The following is an 18,794-nucleotide window of genomic DNA, read 5'->3' on the forward strand; positions in this document are numbered from 1 at the left end:
TCGCATCAATAGGAATAAGTAACCAAAGATAATTTTGGCAATCACCCAGAGGTTATAGTCAAGATTACCATGGTTGCATTTAGCCCGAAAGTCATGATAATCTGTGGATTCCTATTATCCCCAATTATCAACTTGGTCGTGCAGTCTAAGTTTGCCATAGCAACTATATAACCCTGAGTTCAATGAATAATATAGCAGGCGATCGTCATAATCGACCGATATCCCCCGAAGAACAGCAACTATATAATCACTGGCTAGAGCAGGTGGAAACCGAAAGTACAGATATCCTGGTTGAGCGCTTTCGGTTGCTTTTTATTCAAGGAACAGGCTACCCCGATCATCACATAGCGCAAGTGATGCGGAAGTTGTTACGGGCGAAACACATTGAGGGTGACTTTAATTTTATCATCAACCGATGTTGCTACATTCTGAGCAACAGATGGCACACCAACCCAGAACGCCGAGCAGCTATTTATCGCTTAGTTCATCTCTTTGATAGCCAAAAGTCCGTTTCTGCTGCGCCTTCTGCTATCAAGTCCCGATACATTCAGCAACTATCTTATTTAGTTAACAACTTCCGAACCAGCCCCCAGTATCAAACTATGAAACGGTTTGCTGAGGTTTTGTGCGAGCCATTACAGTCTAGCCCCAATTTAATTGAGACTCAACCCCTGAGAACCCTAATTCCCCGTTATCCATACTTATACCGATATTGTCTAATTAGCGATGATAGTCCCTACGAACATCAACAAATGATTCAGACAATTAAGCTACAGAAACAGAAAAAATTTGAACTGGAATTGTCTAAATATGCCTTGTATCAAATCAGACAAAACGCGCGCTCTGCTAAAGGACAAGAACAGACCACTACCGCCACCATGGCTGCGACTAACCCGACACTCCTGAGCGACAAGGAGCTATTTTTGGCTCTGCAACAATTTGTCGGTAAAGTTCAAGGGTCAAATACCTATCGAGACCTAGCCCATAGTTTGATCTCCCATAGCAATTATAACCAAACCTTTAGGGAGTTTAAATCCGATTTATATGAATACCTCCGTGATAACTCTTTTAAGTCAAGTTACCTGAACAGACAATTTTACGAAAAACTGTATAAGCAGTTACAAAATACTATCCCCCAAAGTGATGATCAACCTTTTAGTGAGTTCTTAATGTTAAGAACCTGCTCTCAACTGTTAAACTACCTGGTGGTGGAAAGCCCCCAAAAACCTCAGCATTTTGTATTTATCGATCTGATTGCCAATATTGGTCCGACCCTTATGGTCAGCTTGTTACTGAAAATTGTGCTGCTGTGTCGTCAGGTGAAGCCTTCCCTAGAAAAACGGTTCGCAGTGCTATTCAACCATTATGAATCATCCTCTACCCAAGGGCTACAGTGGCTGGTGAAGGTTCTGGAAAACTTGAATGTGGCTTTGACTACCAATTTTGGCAAAGTTGACCTGTCCTTTATTCGCTAGGGAAACCAAAGAACAGGGGGAAGAAAAGGCGATCGCATAGTGATCAAAATCATTGTTGTCGATCAGAAATTTTGTGATAGAATTGTCGGCGTGAGTCAGCTTCGGTTCTGTACTTCCCAAACGGTTACAGATCTACTTACAGATTCTGCCTATTCTGTGTCGGCAGGTATTGCTCCGAAACTGAGTTATGTCAAGCGTGTTAATGTTGGAGTCATTCCATGTCGATATACGTCGGTAACTTGTCCTATGACGTTACCCCAGATGATTTAAGCGAAGTTTTTGCTCAATACGGAACAGTTAAACGGTCAATGATCCCTACAGACCGAGAAACTGGGCGATCAAGGGGCTTTGGCTTTGTGGAAATGGTTAACGAAGATGAGGAAACTAAAGCCATAGAGGCCCTCGACGGGGCGGAATGGATGGGTCGTTCTCTAAAAGTCAATAAAGCCAGACCGAGAGAAAACAATAAACAGCGCGGAGGTTTTAAGCGGGATTATTAGTAAAGATAAGCCACAATAATAGAGAGACGGGTTTTGCGGAGTTAGCAGAACCCGTTTACTTTATCCCTCAACTGTTGTCAACCCTGGGTTTCTCTACCCATTGTTTCCGATGAGCATAGATCAAGAACTAGACAATACTATTTCGACTTTTGCTGATATTGAGGCTGAGTTAAACCTGCGTCATGCTCAAGATGTCCTGCGGGACTTGGTGAAAAATCTCGACTTGACCTCCTCAGAACGTCAGGGACTCGAATCTGATCTCAGTGGTTTACAACAGATGCTTGATAAACTAGAGCATACCTCTATACAAATTGCTGTTTTTGGTATGGTGGGGCGTGGTAAATCTTCGATTTTGAATGCCTTATTGGGTCAAACAGTATTTGCTACGGGTCCCACCCATGGTATTACTCGCACTACAGAGGCTAAACCCTGGCAGGTGGAAGGAGAAAACCCTACCGGCGCAATGTCTTATCGTATCTCTCAGGTGGAACTTATTGATACACCCGGTATTGATGAGGTTGACGGTCAGACCCGCGAACAAATGGCGCGTCAGGTGGCGGAAAAAGCTGACTTATTATTATTTGTGATTGCCGGCGATATCACCCAGGTGGAATATCAAGCCCTCTCCTGGCTCCGAGATGCCGGAAAACCAATGCTTTTGGTATTTAATAAGATTGATCAATATCCCCCTGGCGATCGCCAAGCTATTTATGAAAAAATTAGGGATGAGAGAGTGCGGGAATTACTCTCTCCTGATGAAATTGTCATGGTAGCCGCTTCTCCCTTGGTGGCTTCGGCGGTGCGCCGCCCTGATGGTAGTTTTCAAACTCAATTGAACCGAGGGGAGCCTCAAATTAATGACCTCAAATTAAAGATTCTCGATATCTTACACCGGGAGGGTAAATCTTTAATCGCCCTTAATACTATGCTCTATGCGGAAGATGTTAATGAGCAGGTGGTGCAGCGCAAACTCGAAATTCGCGCCGATCAAGCCCGTAGTGTGATCTGGAATGCTACCATTACTAAGGCAGTGGCGATCGCTATTAATCCCCTCACCGCTATTGATTTGCTTAGTGGGGTGGCTATTGATATCACCCTGATTTTAACCTTATCCAAGCTCTACGGCATCCCTATGACCCAACGGGGAGCTTTAGATTTACTCCAGAAAATTGCCCTCAGCATGGGCGGTATTGGAGCCAGTGAGTTGATTACTAATTTGGGCCTGAGTTCCCTTAAAGGTTTGCTGGGAGTTACAGCGCCTGCTACCGGGGGCGCAACCCTCGCTCCCTATTTGTCTGTTGCTGTGACTCAGGCGGCGGTGGCGGGGGCCTCTACTTATGGTATTGGTCAGGTCACAACTACCTATCTCGCTAACGGTGCTTCCTGGGGAGACGATAAGCCTAAAGCAGTAGTGAGGCGGATTCTGTTATCATTGGATCAAGCCTCTATTTTGGGCCGTATTAAGAACGAACTATGGATAAAATTAGGGTTGGAGGCATCAAATTAGCCGTAGCGCAGGTATTCTCCATTATGGATGAACTAGCTGACTTCACTCTCTAAATATGATGGGTAGTATTCCAGAGCAAACCTTGAAAGCAGATATTTTGGTGGTTGATGATCAGCCGGAAAATCTGCATCTTTTGTCTTCTTTGCTTCGACAGGTTGGTGATCATGTTAGACAGTCTCTTAATGCCGAGATGGCTCTGACTTCTGTTCAGGCTAAATTGCCAGATTTAATATTGCTTGATGTCCGCATACCTGGGATGAGTGGCTATGAGTTATGTCGCCATTTAAAAAATAGTGAAAATACTAGCAAAGTCCCGATTATTTTTTTGAGCGCCCTTAATGATATTGACTCGATTATGGCGGGTTTTCAAGTGGGCGGTGTAGATTATATTACCAAGCCTTTTCATAACTCAGAAGTCCTGATCCGAGTTAATACACAACTGCGACTTTATCAACTGCAAAAACAACTGGAACTGCAAAATCAATCCCTCCAAGAACAGATCCGCCTCAGTCAGATATATTTACACGATCGCCAGGTAGCAGAAGCACGGCGAAAACTCTTAGAAAAAGCGATCGCCGCTACCCAAAATGGCGTGGTGATTACTGACCCTAATCAACCAGATAATCCTATTATTTATGTGAATGCTGGCTGGGAAAGACTCACGGGTTATGCAGCTAATGAAGTCATCGGTTCTAACTGTAGATTTCTTCAGGTAAACCAACGAGATCAACCCGCCCTAGATGATATTCGACGGGCGATCGCGGAAGCCGAAGAATGTCGCGTCATTCTCAAAAACTATCGCCGAGATGGTACAATTTTCTGGAATGAATTGTTTATTTCTCCAGTCAGGAATGAACCGGGAGAATTAACTAATTTTATTGGTATTCAAACTGATGTCACCGAGCGCAAAAAATCCGAAGAAGCCCTAGAAAGGTCAAGAATTGCCCTCAAAAAAACCAACCAAGAATTACAACGCCTCGCCCTTGATGACGACTTAACTCAAGTAGCTAACCGTCGCCGTTTTAATGAATATTTAGCCTATAATTGGCATCGTTGCGCTAGGGAACAAGAACCGATAGCTTTAATTCTCTGTGATGTAGATTATTTTCAACCCTATAATGATACCTTCGGACATCAAGCCGGAGATGATTGTTTACACAAAATAGCCAGAGCAATTTCTGGCGCTATTCAACCGTTCAGTAGATTTGGTGGCTCGTTATGGTGGCGAAGAATTTGTGCTATTATTCTGCCGAATACACCCATCAACGGTGCGATGAAAGTGGCTGAACGTATCCGTAAGCAAGTGGAAAATCTCCGTATTCCTCACCCCAGTTCTAAAAGTAGTAATTATGTTACCGTCAGTCTGGGTGTCGCTTGCCAAATTGCTCATTCTGAGTTATGCGTAGATAGTTGAATCGCTCAGGCTGACGAGGCTCTCTATCAAGCTAAAAATCACGGTCGGAACTGTACTGTTATGGTTGAGTCTCCCAGTTGTGAATTGTTAAAAATTGACGATAGCAATCCCATGGGTTTACCACCCCATGCAAATATCACACCCTTATTATAGAATAGGGGATAGTTTTTTGTGCTGTGATTAAAATAATGCCTAGGCTGTCTATTTGCACTCTCTCACCTTTAAACTGGCTCAAACGGTATTCTGCATTACCATTTTTCATGGTAGTTACGATTATAGGTTTAGAGACTTCTGTGGCTATTCCTGAGCCGATAAAACCTGATTATGAACAACAGCAAAGTCCCTTCAGCGGCACTAATAAAATTGTGGTGGTCGGAGATAGCATTACCCAAGCGGGGGGACAGTATGGGGGTTATGTCTGGTTGTTCAGACGCTACATTAACACTCTGTATCCGGGAGAGTCTATTGAGATTATTCCTTCGGGAGTTTCGGGAAATAAATCAACTGATGTAGAAGCTAGATTTAATCAAGATGTACTCTTACACCGACCCAATTTAGTGGTGATTAATGTGGGAGTTAACGATGTGATGCAAAGTTTTCATAAATCTTCGGAATCCGAAACAGAACCCTCTCCTTTAGAAGTCTATCGCCAAAAATTAAGCGCTATGGTCAAGGCGGCTAGAGCCAGAAATATTCGAGTTTTGCTCCTGTCACCTACGATTATTTATGAAGACTTAAACAGCCGCGAAAATATCCGTATGGTTGAATATATTAATGCTATGCGAGATGTGGCTGCTCAACATCAAGTACAGTTTCTTGACCTACATACCCCCTTCCGCCATATTATCATGACTTATCAGCGCTATGGAGGGCGATCGCAAAATATTCTCACCCGTGACGGTATCCACCCTAACCACGCCGGACATCAAATTATCACCTATATTCTGCTGCGGGGTTTAGGGGTTCCTGAACAGCAAATTCAGCATTTAACCTTTGACTAAACTCTCCAAATAGGTCGGCAAATTCTAGATAATTAAGGCAGTGGAAAAGTTCCTAAAATGCGATCGACTCCCGTCCCCCTGCTGTTCTCCCCGTCCGACACATAATCCCCATCTATGTCTACTAAAATTACACCAGCCTGGAAGTAACATTGCAGGTCGGCTTCCTGTCGTTCTTCCGAAACCAAAATATTGATATCCCCACTTTCGATCGCACAATGAAACCGGACATTTTTCATTTCTTCGGGATAGGTATTTAACAATTCTTGGGCATATGGTTGAGAGTCCGGCCAACTGCTAAGAAAGCGATTTTCTTCTCCGGGAAAAGGCAGGGTAATTAGGGAACTTCCTTCTCGTGCGCCGTTGTCGTCAACTTCCCGATTCCAACAAGCCAGCACCACCCGCCGCCCCCCATTACGATGTTCGTACACCTGTAAAGATAAAATGCGATCGCCTTCACAAGTTAGATTAAACTCCGGCCAAGTTTCTGATAAAGCGTGGAACAATTGATCACAACTGATGTCATCGCAGGAACCGGGTATATTGCTATGGGGGGGACCGGAGATGGCGATCGTCTGAACAGTCAAAAACAGCGAACCTATAACCCAAATAGACACCGGAATCAGACTTTTAAGTTTCATAGTTACATCCCCACACCGTATCCTCTAGAATTGGTCTTTGTTTAGCACAAACCCATACCAGAGTTGGGAAGCTCTCCTACCATATTAGCCCCTACTTAGAAAAGTATCGTGGGGTACTGGTTTCCTGTCAGTCTTCGGAGGAAAATGGGGTGAACGGTACTTATGGCCATTTCCCTTTAGATCTGTTTGCTACAGCCTAGTAGGGGTCACCCCCGGTCGGGCTGAAATTATCGAGGGGTGTGGACTACTGGTTAAATGGGTGAAAACCGGGAAAAATGGTTCGGGTATCTCGGAACTGCTGGGGTGTCAAATATGAGGAATTTTAGGGCATTATAGTAAAGAGTCCTTATAAATTGGTATAATCACAGATTTACCATTGGGGACTTGACCTAGACTGAATAGTATGACATAATGTGAAGAGATGTAAACCTAGCTAAGTTTAAAATAAGCATCTCGACTGTCCTTAGAGAGGATGACTAAGGCTGTCACATTGGGGAAGGTTGTGAGCGATCGCAGTTACTAAATTTGCAAGTGAGTCTATGGATCTCAGTATCTTGGGGTCCCGGCGTCCAAATAAGACACTAAAAACCTCGTGGCGATAAGTAAAAGGAATTTAGCTTCAGAACATCAGGAAAACATATCTACCAGAAGGCAAGGCTTTCAAGGAACCGATCATATATATAACGGAGGACATATTGACTATCCTGACTGTCTATCTCACTCCTTGCTAGGGGGTCGCTGCCAGTTTATTAGCTGTTTAGGGAGGGTAAAATTGACTATGGCAACTGCTAAAACCACACAAACTGAATTAACATCGCGGAACCCCCGCTCTGGTGCTTCCATGGATGCAGTGCGGACTTATTTGCACGAAATTGGTCGAGTTCCACTTTTGACCAGAGAAGAAGAAATCATCTACGGTAAAAAAGTACAGCAGATGATGAGTCTGTTGGAAATGCGCGATGAGTTAACCAAAGAACTCGATCACGATCCTACGGCGGCGGAATGGTCAGCGAAGGCGGGATTGAGTGAGTCGGAAATGACTGAGATCATGAATCGCGGTCGTCGTGCGAAGCAGAAAATGATCGAGGCGAATTTGCGACTGGTGGTATCTATCGCCAAGAAGTACCAGAAACGGAATATGGAATTCTTGGATTTAATCCAAGAGGGAACTCTGGGTCTGGAAAGGGGTGTTGAGAAATTCGATCCTATGCGCGGGTATAAATTCTCAACCTATGCTTACTGGTGGATTCGCCAAGCCATTACCCGTGCGATCGCCCAAAACTCTCGGACTATCCGTCTGCCGATCCATATTACAGAAAAACTGAACAAAATTAAAAAAGTTCAGCGGGAATTGTTCCAGCAGTATGGTCGCAATGCTACTCCCACGGAAATTGCGAAAGCATTAGATTTGGAACCGTCTCAGATTCGGGATTATTTGTTAGCTTCCCGTCATCCGGTTTCCCTTGACCTGCGAGTTGGTGATAACCAGGATACGGAACTGCAAGATCTACTGGAAGATGAATCGGCTTCTGCTGATAACTATGTTACCCAACAACTGTTGCGGCAGGATCTCAAAGACCTGATGGCGGATCTGACTCCCCAGCAGCGGGAAGTGTTGACTTTGCGCTACGGTCTCAATGACGGTAAGGAAATGTCCTTATCCAAAGTGGGAGTACACATGAACATCAGTCGTGAACGGGTGCGCCAGTTGGAAAACCAGGCTTTGAACCACCTGCGTCGTCGTAAAGCCCAAATGCGGGAATATCTGGCCTGCTAATCAATGATGAACATTGACCCGGCTTCTACCCAAGCCGGGTTTGGTAGGGGTCGAAAGGAAAGTCACCTTTCCCAACTCCCATTCAAAACCGTGCTTGATACTTTCACATCACACGGCTCCTGATGTAGACACCCTATTGTCAGTAGGAACAGGGTTACGACCCCCTGCTTTGTGACTTCAACTTTAGGAGCTATATACACCACGTAGTCTTTAAACTCGCTCTCGGTCATAAGCACTCTTACATCATCGCAGTCTCTATGTCCACACCGTGACTAGTGGGCATATCCCAACCATTACAGTTAGGCATTGGCTTTCAGTCACATCCTTTCCCCTTATGGGCATACGCTTACACTTTTCACTACTCTACAAGATGTACTCGTAGAGAGCCCAACAGGGGTTTAAACGTTCCATATATATGGGCATTCCATCTTTAGATTTGTCCTATCCACCGGGGTACATTTAAAGGTCTGTGTAGGTGATGCTAAAATTACCCTACTTTTCCCCTTGCTCTTTTGAACGCAGCGTATCAACCTATTTCGCTGCTGTATAATGACGATGGTTCAAGCCGGACATTCGGTTTCCCTAATCATGGATGGTTGGCAGTGGTCGCCTATAGTAGTAGGTTCTACATCACGCCTTCCGTTCCCCGCTTCAATCCCAGATTTGTGATTTCTGAAACTGGGGGTGGCTACCGCCTTTACTCTTTCCCATAATCGCCCCAAGTGGGTTAAATACTCCTCCTTGTAGTATACTTGGATGGAACATTACGATTTCTTAGAATGGGATTGACCCTGAGTTCCCTGCCTTGCTTAGTGTCATAACTCACTAAGCGTCGGGACATATATATATTTAAGGGGTAAACTAATAATCTAGTTATAGTAGCAGCCGGATTGACTAGTTTAACTCCCTCTAGGAGGTTATTTCAGGCATTGCAGCCTTATTTCACTCCTAAACGTCTCGCACTTTAGTTATTATACGAACAGCACTGGAGCATGAAAACCTTGTCTCAAGAGAGCAAGGATGAAAGGCGACACGGGTACTTTAGTGCCCGTCAGCCCAAGACCTGATCAACTCTCGAACAACATCGCTGTTTGACTTGACACGCTTACTAGATAAATGCTACACAGATTGAGCGTGCATCAAGGTAACCAACCACTTAAAAAACCTTGTTGCCTCAAGGCGTACACTGAACCTTGACAATTGGATCTATGCGGTTTTGCTGCATTGTTCTAGCTTCCTCCTTCGAGCAGGTAAAAGATTCACAGGAACTAGAGAAATCAGTTTTTGAGGTATATTTGCTTCAATCTAAACAGGATTGGCAGAAATGCAACTACGGTAGGGCATACCGAAAGTAACGCTTGGGGAGAGTCCCACCTCTGGGCTAGACGACGCCAGGAATCTAGTTTAAGTGGTCTCGGTGAGCCAAGAATCCCCGTCTCTTCAGAGCGGGGAGTGTCAATGCTGATACACCCTCACCGGATCTAGGAAATTCCGACTCCCAACTTTTGCTAAAATGCTCACCAATGCCCCATTCATGGTTTGGGAGTGGCAATTTTCACGAATGCCTGATTATCAAACTTAGGAAAGCCAAGCCTCATTTTTGAATGTAATTTCAATATTTTCCTATGGCAAGTCTGACTGATTATTGGGAGGCGATCGCCTCTTCTATTTCCCCGGATTTAATTTCGCCGGCATCCTTTGGGCGTTTGGCGGCGGTGGGGCGACATTTCCCTAGTGCGATCGCCTCTTTGGTGGGGTTTGAATGTCGCCTAGCAGACCCTAAACCCCAAGCTGATCTGTTTTTGCGGGTGGTTCCAGAAACCGGAGGTCGCGACATCCTCGCTGGTAGCGAAGCCGTGGAAACGCTTCCGAAATTATATCATTTGTTGGCGGGTTATGACACAATTCCCTCGCTGTCTTCTCGGTTAATTGACCATCCAGTATGGCGAAAAATTAGCCGATTTTGCCAGGAATGGTCTAACCCTGATACATCCTTTTATCGGAATGTTAATGATTTATGGTTAGAATTTGATTTAACGGGGGATTTAACGGGGGATTTAACGGGGGATTTAACTACGGATACAGCAATTCCGGTTCCCAGTGTATTTTGGGGTTCGGAACAGGTGGCGGATTTAGAAAATCATCTCAATTGGTGGCTAGACAGTCGGTTAACTTCTGCACAAAGACAAATTATTCACCAGACTTTCCAGGCTTTACCTCCAACGGCAAAATTATTTCAAAGCGGGGTTTTATTAAGTCGAAATTCCCAGGCTATAAGATTTTATATAGCTGATATTTCTCCTACACAAATATATCCGTATCTTGACCAACTTGGATGGTTAGGCGATCGCTATAGTATCGGAGCCATTTTATCTATGCTATCTTTGGGAATAAATAAAACTAATTTACAGCTAGAAATAGATGGGAATAGTCTCAGTCATCAAATAGCGGTGGAATGCTATTTAGAAAACCGAAAAGCCTGGCAAATATTTCTCGATGGTTTAGTGAAAACAGGATTTTGTCTACCTGAAAAACGAGACGCAATCCTGAGTTTTGGTGGCTTGACCCATGAGAGAGATTCCCCGGAAAAGTGGCCGGAAACTTTACGGCGGCGATCTCAACTTCTGGGTAGGGATTGGGAAAGTGTCTTATTTCGGAGATTAGCTTATGTAAAACTAACTTATCGCCCCGGAATACCTTTAGAATTTAAGGCGTATTTAGGGGTTCAACCTGGCTGGATAAATACCAAATCTTGGGGAGTAAAATTATAAATATGCGAGCATTTATAGAAGCGATCGCCAATCATCCAGAATGGCAGGAAAAAATCATGGCGGCTGACCACATTCAAGACTTGCTCAAAATTGCCACATCCGCTGGATATAATATCACCATCAAAGAATTAGAAGCTACCCTAACTCAAGATTTTGGTGAACTGGTCCTTGAGTTAGACAATAGCCCTGGGATTTCTTCTGGTTACGCCCGCATTTTGCTAACTCAACTGATAGAATCGATCTGTTTTTGTAGTTAAAATACCCATTGACCATCAACTTTGGGTAATATATCAATGCTAATTTTGCCTAAAAATTGTGAATTTTAGTTAACATTTATGCAGTCTATATCTGGAAAACCTTATAATGATTAGGCTAAAAGCCATGATATCGCCGATTGTGTCTGGAAGTGGCAAACCCCTAAAGGGTTGACTAATCAGGGTTAAGGGGGTAAAAATGTCGAAAATTAGAACCAAAGCGCCACAACTATCACCCACAACCAACCGAGTCCAGACCAAGAAGACTTTACCGCGTGGGCGATCATCATTTACCTCTGAAACTGAAACCGCCACCAGCGAAACCTTGACCGAAGGGCGATCGCCGTTTTTTTCTCCCCCAACGCCACCAGAAATTCAACCCCAATCTTATCCGGTTTCTGGCTACCAATTTAACCGGGTTTCGATCCTGGAGTACACGCCAGCCAAACTGCAACCCAAACGGCTGATAACTCCCCCAGAAGAGGAAGACAGGGAAGCAGAAACCGATATCGGTGGAGAAGAGATAGCGGAAATGGACGAACTCGCGCCGCCGTCCGCCCCCCCACCGGAGGAAAACCCACCCAAACCGCCGGACACGCAACTACAACGTCAGCCAAAAGGAGGCGGTTCTTTTGTGGCTTCTTCTCAGATCGCCAATCGGATTATACGCCGCAAAGGTCGCGGCATTCCACTTCCAGACCCGGCCCGCGAGTTTATGGAGTCTCGGTTTGAAAATGATTTCAGTGGGGTTCGTCTTCACACGGATAGCGAGGCGGTTCAACTAAGTCATAATTTGAGGGCGAAAGCATTTACTCACGAAAATGATATCTATTTTAACGCGGGACAATATAACCCGAATTCGGTGGGAGGAAGGCGGTTATTAGCCCATGAATTAACCCATACAATTCAGCAAACAGGGGCGAGAGTTCAACGGAAATATAAAGGCGATCGCCCTCGAAAAATTAACCGAATGCAACGGAAGGCGATCGGCAGAGTTCAGCGTTCGGATGAAGAGAATGTTAGTATTAATTTAAAACCGCTATCGTCGACAATATCCTCTTTAGGTAGTTCTCCAATTCAGCGTTCGGATGAAGAGAATGTTAGTATTAATTTAAAACCACTATCGGCGACAATATCCTCTCTAGGTAGTTCTCCAATTCAGCGTTCGGATGAAGAGAATGTTAGTATTAATTTAAAACCGCTATCGTCGACAATATCCTCTCTGGGTAGTTCTCCAATTCAGCGTTCGGATGAAGAGAATGTTAGTATTAATTTAAAAGCCTTTTCTGCCAATTCTGGGGGGTTATCTTTTCAACCTCAACTGATAGTTGGCGCTCCTGGAGACAAATACGAACGAGAAGCAGATCACATGGCTGATCTGGTAATGTCGATGAATTTACCTGCTATATCCCCACCGATTCAACGGGAGGAAGAGGAGACAAAATCGGTAGTTTCTCCGACTATTCAACGCATCAATAGCCACCGTCCCCGTCGGCGTGCGGCTGTTCCCTATAGCCTTCTTCATTCTACGGAAGAAAGTGAGGATGAACAAAATGTTAATATTACGCTAAAATCTAAAAAGACTAAAAATAATCGTCGATTCAAACCGAAGAACAAACGCGGTGTGCCGGGTGCATTTGCAGCGAGTCAAGATATTGAAAATAAGCTAAAATCCAAAAAAGGAAGCGGCAATCCTCTACCAGAGGAAACGCAAGAGTTTATGGAATCGCGGTTTGGTCAGGATTTCTCAGAAGTGCGAATTCATACTGATGGGGAAGCGGCCGAGATGAATCAAAACCTGGAAGCTAAAGCATTTACTCACGGTCAAGATATTTATTTCAATACAGGGGAGTATCAGCCGGACTCGGAGAGTGGGAAAAAATTATTAGCCCATGAACTGACTCATACTATACAACAAACTAAGCCGAAAGCGAAGTCTAAATCGAGGCAAGAACTTCGGGAAAAAACACCAAAACTTCAGCGGAAACCCGATTTTTTTGGGATGGGTTTAAAATCCAAGCTGGAGCAAAAAATCAAGAAAGAACGAGAAGAAGAACAAAAAAAATACGAAGCGGAGAAAGAGAAAGAGAAAGCAGAAAAAAGTGAGGATGTAGAGGCAGAAAATGCCGACAAAAAACCGGAAGAAAATCAAGAGCAAAACCAGAGCAAAAAACCTCTTAAAAAAATTAATAAAAAGCCTAAAAATTCATCTCGAAATAATAATTATTCACCAGATGAAGATGTGAATAATCAGACGATAGTTCAACAGAAGAAAAAAGAAAATTCCCCAGAAAAAAATGAGGGTAAAGACGAGAATCAAGATGAAGGTAAAGATGAAGGTAAAAATGAGGAGAAAGATGAGAGTCAAGATGAAGAGCAAGATGAAGAGCAAGATGATAAAGGCAAAGAGGAAAAGGAGAAATTAGAAAAAGACAAAAAAGGTGTCAGTGACAAATGGGCAAAGGAAATAGACAGTAAGAAAAAGGAGGGCGGAGATTTTTCGGAAGCTCACAAGACCCAGCAAAACACGGAAAAACAAGCAGATAAAACCAAACAACTGCTGGACGCTGAGGATGAAGAAGCAGCGAAAAGTCAAGGAGAAAATTTAGAAAAAGAGTCGGATAAAACGACTGAATCAGAACAGCAAAAAGCGGGTCAAGAAGAAAATAAAGAAGAAGCGACTCAAAATAAAGATTTAGAAGAGGCGAAAAAAATCAAAGCACAAGGGGATGCTGAAGCTGCTCAAGCGGAGGGAGAAGCGGAAGAGAAAGCTGAGGGAGAAGCGGAAAAACAACAGAAAGAAAATAGTCCGGAAGATGGCTTTTTAGAAACGTTGGGAACTCAGGAAGGATTACGGGATCCTGGTGTTGTGAAAGCGCCAGATTTGAGTGGTAAACCTGCGCCGCGATCGCCTAATGCTGATCCGGCATTTCAAGCGGCAGTGACACAAACGGAACATCTAGCAGCGGAACAGAGTCGCCACAAACCAGCCCAGGATAAAGCGAGAGAGGCACAAGATGCCTCGGTAGATACTGAGCAGCAAATGCGAGAAGCCGAAGCCTCGCAGTCGGAAGAGGCTTCCCATAAAGAAGTACAAGCGTTTAATAAAGAAGAATTTATCAGTAATCTTCTGGCTATTTTAGAGCAAAATAAGCCGGAAAGCCAGAAAGATGTGGAAGGGGGAAAAGGTGCATCTGAAGCTACGGAAGATATCCTAGAAGAGATTGAACACAGTAAGGACGACTCAGGGGGTGAACTGGAAGAGTCAGCGACACGGGAGCCAGCACCGGAACTGGAGGAACCTAAGATTTCAATTCCCACGCCAGATCCAATGGAAGAAACCGGAGAAGCGCCGATTCCAGAAGCGATAGATGCGGAGGCGACTGTTCCGAAATCTCAGTCAGAAGAAGATGTTGAAAAGCCTTTGGAGGAAACTCAGCAGGCGTTAAGTGAATTAATTCCCGAGAAGCTACAGAAGAAGTTAATTGTTGGCGCAGCGGGTGATCAATACGAACAGGAAGCCGATCGCATGGCGGAAGTGGTGATGAAGATGCCAGAGGGGGCAACTGAATCGCCAGAAGAGGAGGAGATAGAAGGGGAAACTGAGGGGGTTCCGGTGAATACGGGGATGGTGCAATCCCCACGGACAATTCAACGGAAAGAAGAAGGATTTACGGCGGAAAAACCGACTCAAGAAGGGCAGGTACTTCTTGATAAAAATCGGGTGGAATTGTATGAATCGGAATCGGGAATAAATGTTTCGGGTGCGGTGGAAAAAGCCGAAGAAAATGTTGAGGAAACGGGGAAAAAATTTAGAGAAAAAGAAGAGGGGATTCAGGAAGAAACTCTTGATGTGCAGGCGGGGTCGGTTCTTGACTCTCAAGAACAAATGTTTGATAGCCGATCGCAGGAATTTATTAATGTCGCTAATACCCAAGCTGAATCCCAACATAAGGACGAAAAGGAACGGGCGAGAGTTACCCAAGAAATTCAGGCAATTTACGACACAACTCAAGTGAATGTTAATGGCATTCTGGAACGGATGGATGCTAGGGTTAATGCTGAATTTGAAGCCACCAATAAGAAAGCTAGGGCAGCATTTGAAGCGAAACAACAAGAATTATTTGCCCAGTGGAAACATGATTATTATTATAGGAGAAACCCGCTGTGGTTACCTTGGATAGAGATTAAAACGGGTTGGGCTTATGTGAGAGTTCGCTTTTATCTGAAAAGATTTTTTAATAGCCCGCTGTGGGCGATCAATAAAATTTTTACGGGACTCCCGGGCGAAGTGAATAATATTTATGCAGTGGCTCGGGAAGTATTTATTGAGGAACAGAAAGCGGGGATATATCGGATTGCGGATATTGTTGAAGAAGAATTGACGAATGCGAAAAATGCGGTGCAAGAAGGGCGCGATCGCGTCAATGATTATGTGGCTAATTTGCCGGACAGTTTGAAAGCAGTTGGCACGGAAGCGGCCGATAATGTGCAGGCACAATTTGATAGTTTGGAAAGCAGTATTAGTGATCGACAAAATCAACTGGTTGATGATTTAACTAAGAAATATGAAGCGAGTGTTCAGGAAATTGATAAACGTATTAAAGAGTTAAAAGACAAAAATAAAAGTTTGATTTATAAAGCCCTAGCAGTTATTGTCAAGCTGGCGGCGTGGATTCTGCGACAGGTTTTGCGAATTGTGGAGCCAGTCATTAAGATGATTCCGGGGGTGGGAAATCGAGCGGGGGATTTTTTGGATGCGCTTGTTGACGACCCCAGTGGCATTATGGATGCTCTATTTAGTGGGGTGGGTGAGGGATTTAAAAACTTTGGTAAAAATATTGTAACTCACCTGAAAAATGCTTTCTTTGATTGGCTATTGGGAATGGATATGCCGATCAAGTTTCCCGATAAGTTTGATTTGCGGGGAATTCTGGATATTATCCTGCAAGTTTTGGGTTTGAATAAAGATTATATTTTGGAACTGGCATCTGTGGAATTACCAGATTGGGCGAGCGATATTTTAACGACTCTGATTGAAGAAGGTCCGGGGGGGTTAAAAGAGTTTTTGACATCGGTACCGGAGAATTTTCCGCCTTTGGCGTTGAGCTTTTTTAAGGCGATCGTGGAGTTCCCCAGTAAAGGGGTGATGGTGTTGTGGGACTTTATTAAATCCGGTTTATCGACGATGAAAGAGCTGTTTATGAATAGCATCATGTTTCAGGTGGTGATTCCTCAAATTGTGATCGCGGGGATTCAATGGGTTTTGAGTTTGACTAACCCGGCTTCTGGAGTGATTAAAATTGCTAAAGCCATTGTTAATCTGCTGATATTTTTTATAAATAATATGCAGATGATCAGGAATGTCTTAGAAGCACTGGGTGAGGTGATGGATGCGATTATATCTAAAATTATGAGCCAAATTATTTCTCGGGCGGTTGAAGCGGCATTGGTGGACATTCTGCCCTTGGTTTTGGGGCTGTTAGCTAGTGTTTTGGGTTTAGGAAGTATTCCCAAGAAGATTGAGAAAGTTATTACTAAATTAAGATCTCCGGTTGATAAAGTTGTGGGCGGTGTTTTTTCGTCGATCGCTGATGTTTTGAAGATGCTCGATCCGACAACTTTGATCATGGACTTTGTGGAGGATAAACTATCTTCAGATGACGAAAAAAACCAGGATAAGTCTGGGGAAAAGAATCTGAAGAAAGTGAATAAAAAATTAAAAAAGAAAATCCGGAGAAACCCGAAATCAAAGAAAGTTAAAAAGGCGCTGAAAAAATATAAGAAGAAATATCAACTTAAATCCCTGGAAATGGAAAAAGATAAAAAGACCCTACAAGGCAGGGAATATCTGATTGTTGGTGTCGCTGAAACCAATAATAAAAGTAAAGTCCAGAAAAAAGAGGCATCAGGAAATGTTGAAAATCAGACAATAACGCCGGGAATGGAAACGGCTTTAGAAAAACAGCAAAACCAAGGAGAACCTCTATCCACTGGGGTTCGGGAACCGATGGAATCTGCTTTTGGGTTTAATTTTGGGCGGGTTCGCATTCACCGGGATACGGAAAGCGATCGCCTGAGTCGTTCTTTGAATGCTAAAGCGTTTACCACAGGAAGAAATATTTTCTTCCGTCAAGATACTTATGCTCCCCATAGTTCTGAGGGGAAAAAACTCCTAGCCCATGAACTGACCCATGTGGTGCAACAGTCGGGAGAAAAGCCTGATATTCACCGTTTCTTTGCATCAGATACCTACAGTCGAGAGGTGATTCCGGTGGTTCAGATGAGTCCCACGAAAATTCCGACAATTCAGGCGAAGAAAGACAAGAAGAAAAAGGTCAAAATTAAATCTAAGGTGAAAAATAATAAGTTAAAAATGAATGTAATGATTGAAGAAGATAATATTTTCAATCAACTTAAAAATGCACTTAAAAATATATTGTCAGACTTACTGAACAATGATAAAAATATAGAGAATCCAGAAGTGATGGAAGAGGTGAAATTGTCGCCGACATTAATCAGTAATGTAGTTGAGGCGATCAAGACGATTATCAATCAGAATCCTGAAAAAACAGCGGTGAGCAATAAACTGGAAGAGGTGCGAGTTAAATTTGCTCTGGAAGTGGTCAAACTTGTACGGGCTGCCAACATTGGGGATAGCTTTGCTTACGTTATTAGTATTCGGGGTCAGGGTAAATATTTAGATGCCCAAAAAATGCAGGCGTTTCTGAAGCGACTGGCTCGCCAGGCGGGTACACCTCATGATATGGGTATGGAGCAAACTAGAGGCATGAAACCTAAGTTGCCAATAGACGATCGCACTATGTCTTCTAGTAGAGAAAGGGGGCGATCGCCAGTTATCCCCGCCAAGGTTGAATCGAAGGAACTCAACGGTCAACCAAAACCCAAGTTTGACATTACCACAAAGGTCAAGCCAATCAACGCCAACAGTATCGAAGTGATCGTTAGGGCTAACCCAGAGGCACAAAATGAATCACAACCAGTCAGCAAATCCCCCAATTCCTAATCTGTTACCCAGTCCCCAGCACCCAGTCCCCAGCACCCAGTCCCCAGCACCCAGTCCTCAGTCCCTAGTTTATAGTCTCCAGAGTCTTTTATGAAATTTCCCCGAAAAAATTATATTTTGGTTCAAATCAGCCTAAACCCCTATACAGCAGCAGATACAGCCATTCACAATCCAGGTGAATTGCCACGGGAGAGAAATTTTAAGGAATTTAAGGTTATGTTTCTGTTTGTTAAGCGCTATGCTATAGAACAGATGGTCTCAAAAAATCAAATTTGCTGGACAACCTCTCGGTTGTTAACCAGGGTAAATTTGGGAACATTAGGAGACCTTACCTACATGCTATGGTTCCTAGATGCCCATAAAAAGGCTTAACGCCGGACTAAAACTCATTTTAGTGATTAGAGTCAAGACATATCTGTGTTGGAGTTGG

At 43.8% G+C, this 18,794-nt stretch carries 13 protein-coding genes; 12 read left to right on the plus strand and 1 reads right to left on the minus strand.

The genetic code is table 11. The features are described 5' to 3' along the window. Nucleotides 1-182: 182 nt before the first annotated feature. The 5 genes from HFV01_RS12050 (at nt 183) to HFV01_RS12070 (ending at nt 5,897) form a co-directional block, all read left to right on the plus strand. A complete protein-coding gene (locus tag HFV01_RS12050) occupies nt 183-1,475 on the plus strand; it encodes a Sll1247 family protein (RefSeq protein WP_006625384.1) in 1,293 nt (430 codons plus the stop codon). Nucleotides 1,476-1,693: 218 nt separating this feature from the next. Continuing rightward, nucleotides 1,694-1,975: an RNA-binding regulator gene (rbp, locus tag HFV01_RS12055; protein WP_006670338.1), complete on the plus strand. Its 282-nt coding sequence runs from the start codon at nt 1,694-1,696 to the stop codon at nt 1,973-1,975. 109 nt (nt 1,976-2,084) lie between these two features. Beyond that, a complete protein-coding gene (locus HFV01_RS12060) occupies nt 2,085-3,482 on the plus strand; it encodes a GTP-binding protein (RefSeq protein ID WP_035759544.1) in 1,398 nt (465 codons plus the stop codon). Between the two features lie 55 nt (nt 3,483-3,537). After that, the gene (locus tag HFV01_RS12065) at nt 3,538-4,896 is read left to right on the plus strand and encodes a diguanylate cyclase (RefSeq protein WP_006625388.1); all 1,359 of its coding nucleotides are present in this window, start codon (nt 3,538-3,540) and stop codon (nt 4,894-4,896) included. A gap of 260 nt (nt 4,897-5,156) precedes the next feature. Then, on the plus strand, nt 5,157-5,897 hold the full coding sequence (locus tag HFV01_RS12070) for an SGNH/GDSL hydrolase family protein (RefSeq protein ID WP_006625389.1): 741 nt from the start codon (nt 5,157-5,159) through the stop codon (nt 5,895-5,897). A 32-nt stretch (nt 5,898-5,929) separates the two neighbouring features. Here the strand turns inward: HFV01_RS12070 and HFV01_RS12075 are convergent, their stop codons facing one another. Beyond that, entirely contained in the window at nt 5,930-6,535 is a 606-nt protein-coding gene (locus HFV01_RS12075) for a hypothetical protein (RefSeq protein ID WP_006625390.1), read from the minus strand. A 29-nt stretch (nt 6,536-6,564) separates the two neighbouring features. On the opposite strand from HFV01_RS12075, the gene HFV01_RS12080 reads away from it, so the two are divergent. The 7 genes from HFV01_RS12080 (at nt 6,565) to HFV01_RS12110 (ending at nt 18,736) form a co-directional block, all read left to right on the plus strand. Further along, nucleotides 6,565-6,735: a DUF1824 family protein gene (locus tag HFV01_RS12080; protein ID WP_318286283.1), complete on the plus strand. Its 171-nt coding sequence runs from the start codon at nt 6,565-6,567 to the stop codon at nt 6,733-6,735. 578 nt (nt 6,736-7,313) lie between these two features. Then, a complete protein-coding gene (locus HFV01_RS12085; protein ID WP_046319578.1) occupies nt 7,314-8,312 on the plus strand; it encodes an RNA polymerase sigma factor, RpoD/SigA family in 999 nt (332 codons plus the stop codon). A gap of 512 nt (nt 8,313-8,824) precedes the next feature. After that, nucleotides 8,825-9,025 (plus strand): hypothetical protein, encoded by a 201-nt coding sequence (locus HFV01_RS12090; protein WP_071533550.1) that lies wholly within the window; start codon nt 8,825-8,827, stop codon nt 9,023-9,025. Between the two features lie 912 nt (nt 9,026-9,937). After that, complete coding sequence (locus HFV01_RS12095) at nt 9,938-11,083, plus strand: hypothetical protein (RefSeq protein WP_193521126.1); 1,146 nt, start codon at nt 9,938-9,940, stop codon at nt 11,081-11,083. Between the two features lie 2 nt (nt 11,084-11,085). Further along, nucleotides 11,086-11,340, plus strand: coding sequence for a Nif11-like leader peptide family RiPP precursor (locus tag HFV01_RS12100; protein WP_006625393.1), 255 nt, complete (start codon nt 11,086-11,088; stop codon nt 11,338-11,340). Between the two features lie 196 nt (nt 11,341-11,536). Next, nucleotides 11,537-18,364, plus strand: coding sequence for an eCIS core domain-containing protein (locus tag HFV01_RS12105; protein WP_193521127.1), 6,828 nt, complete (start codon nt 11,537-11,539; stop codon nt 18,362-18,364). A gap of 90 nt (nt 18,365-18,454) precedes the next feature. Next, on the plus strand, nt 18,455-18,736 hold the full coding sequence (locus tag HFV01_RS12110) for a hypothetical protein (RefSeq protein WP_193521128.1): 282 nt from the start codon (nt 18,455-18,457) through the stop codon (nt 18,734-18,736). Nucleotides 18,737-18,794: the final 58 nt, after the last annotated feature.

This window comes from Limnospira fusiformis SAG 85.79, assembly GCF_012516315.1.
Classification (GTDB): domain Bacteria; phylum Cyanobacteriota; class Cyanobacteriia; order Cyanobacteriales; family Microcoleaceae; genus Limnospira; species Limnospira fusiformis.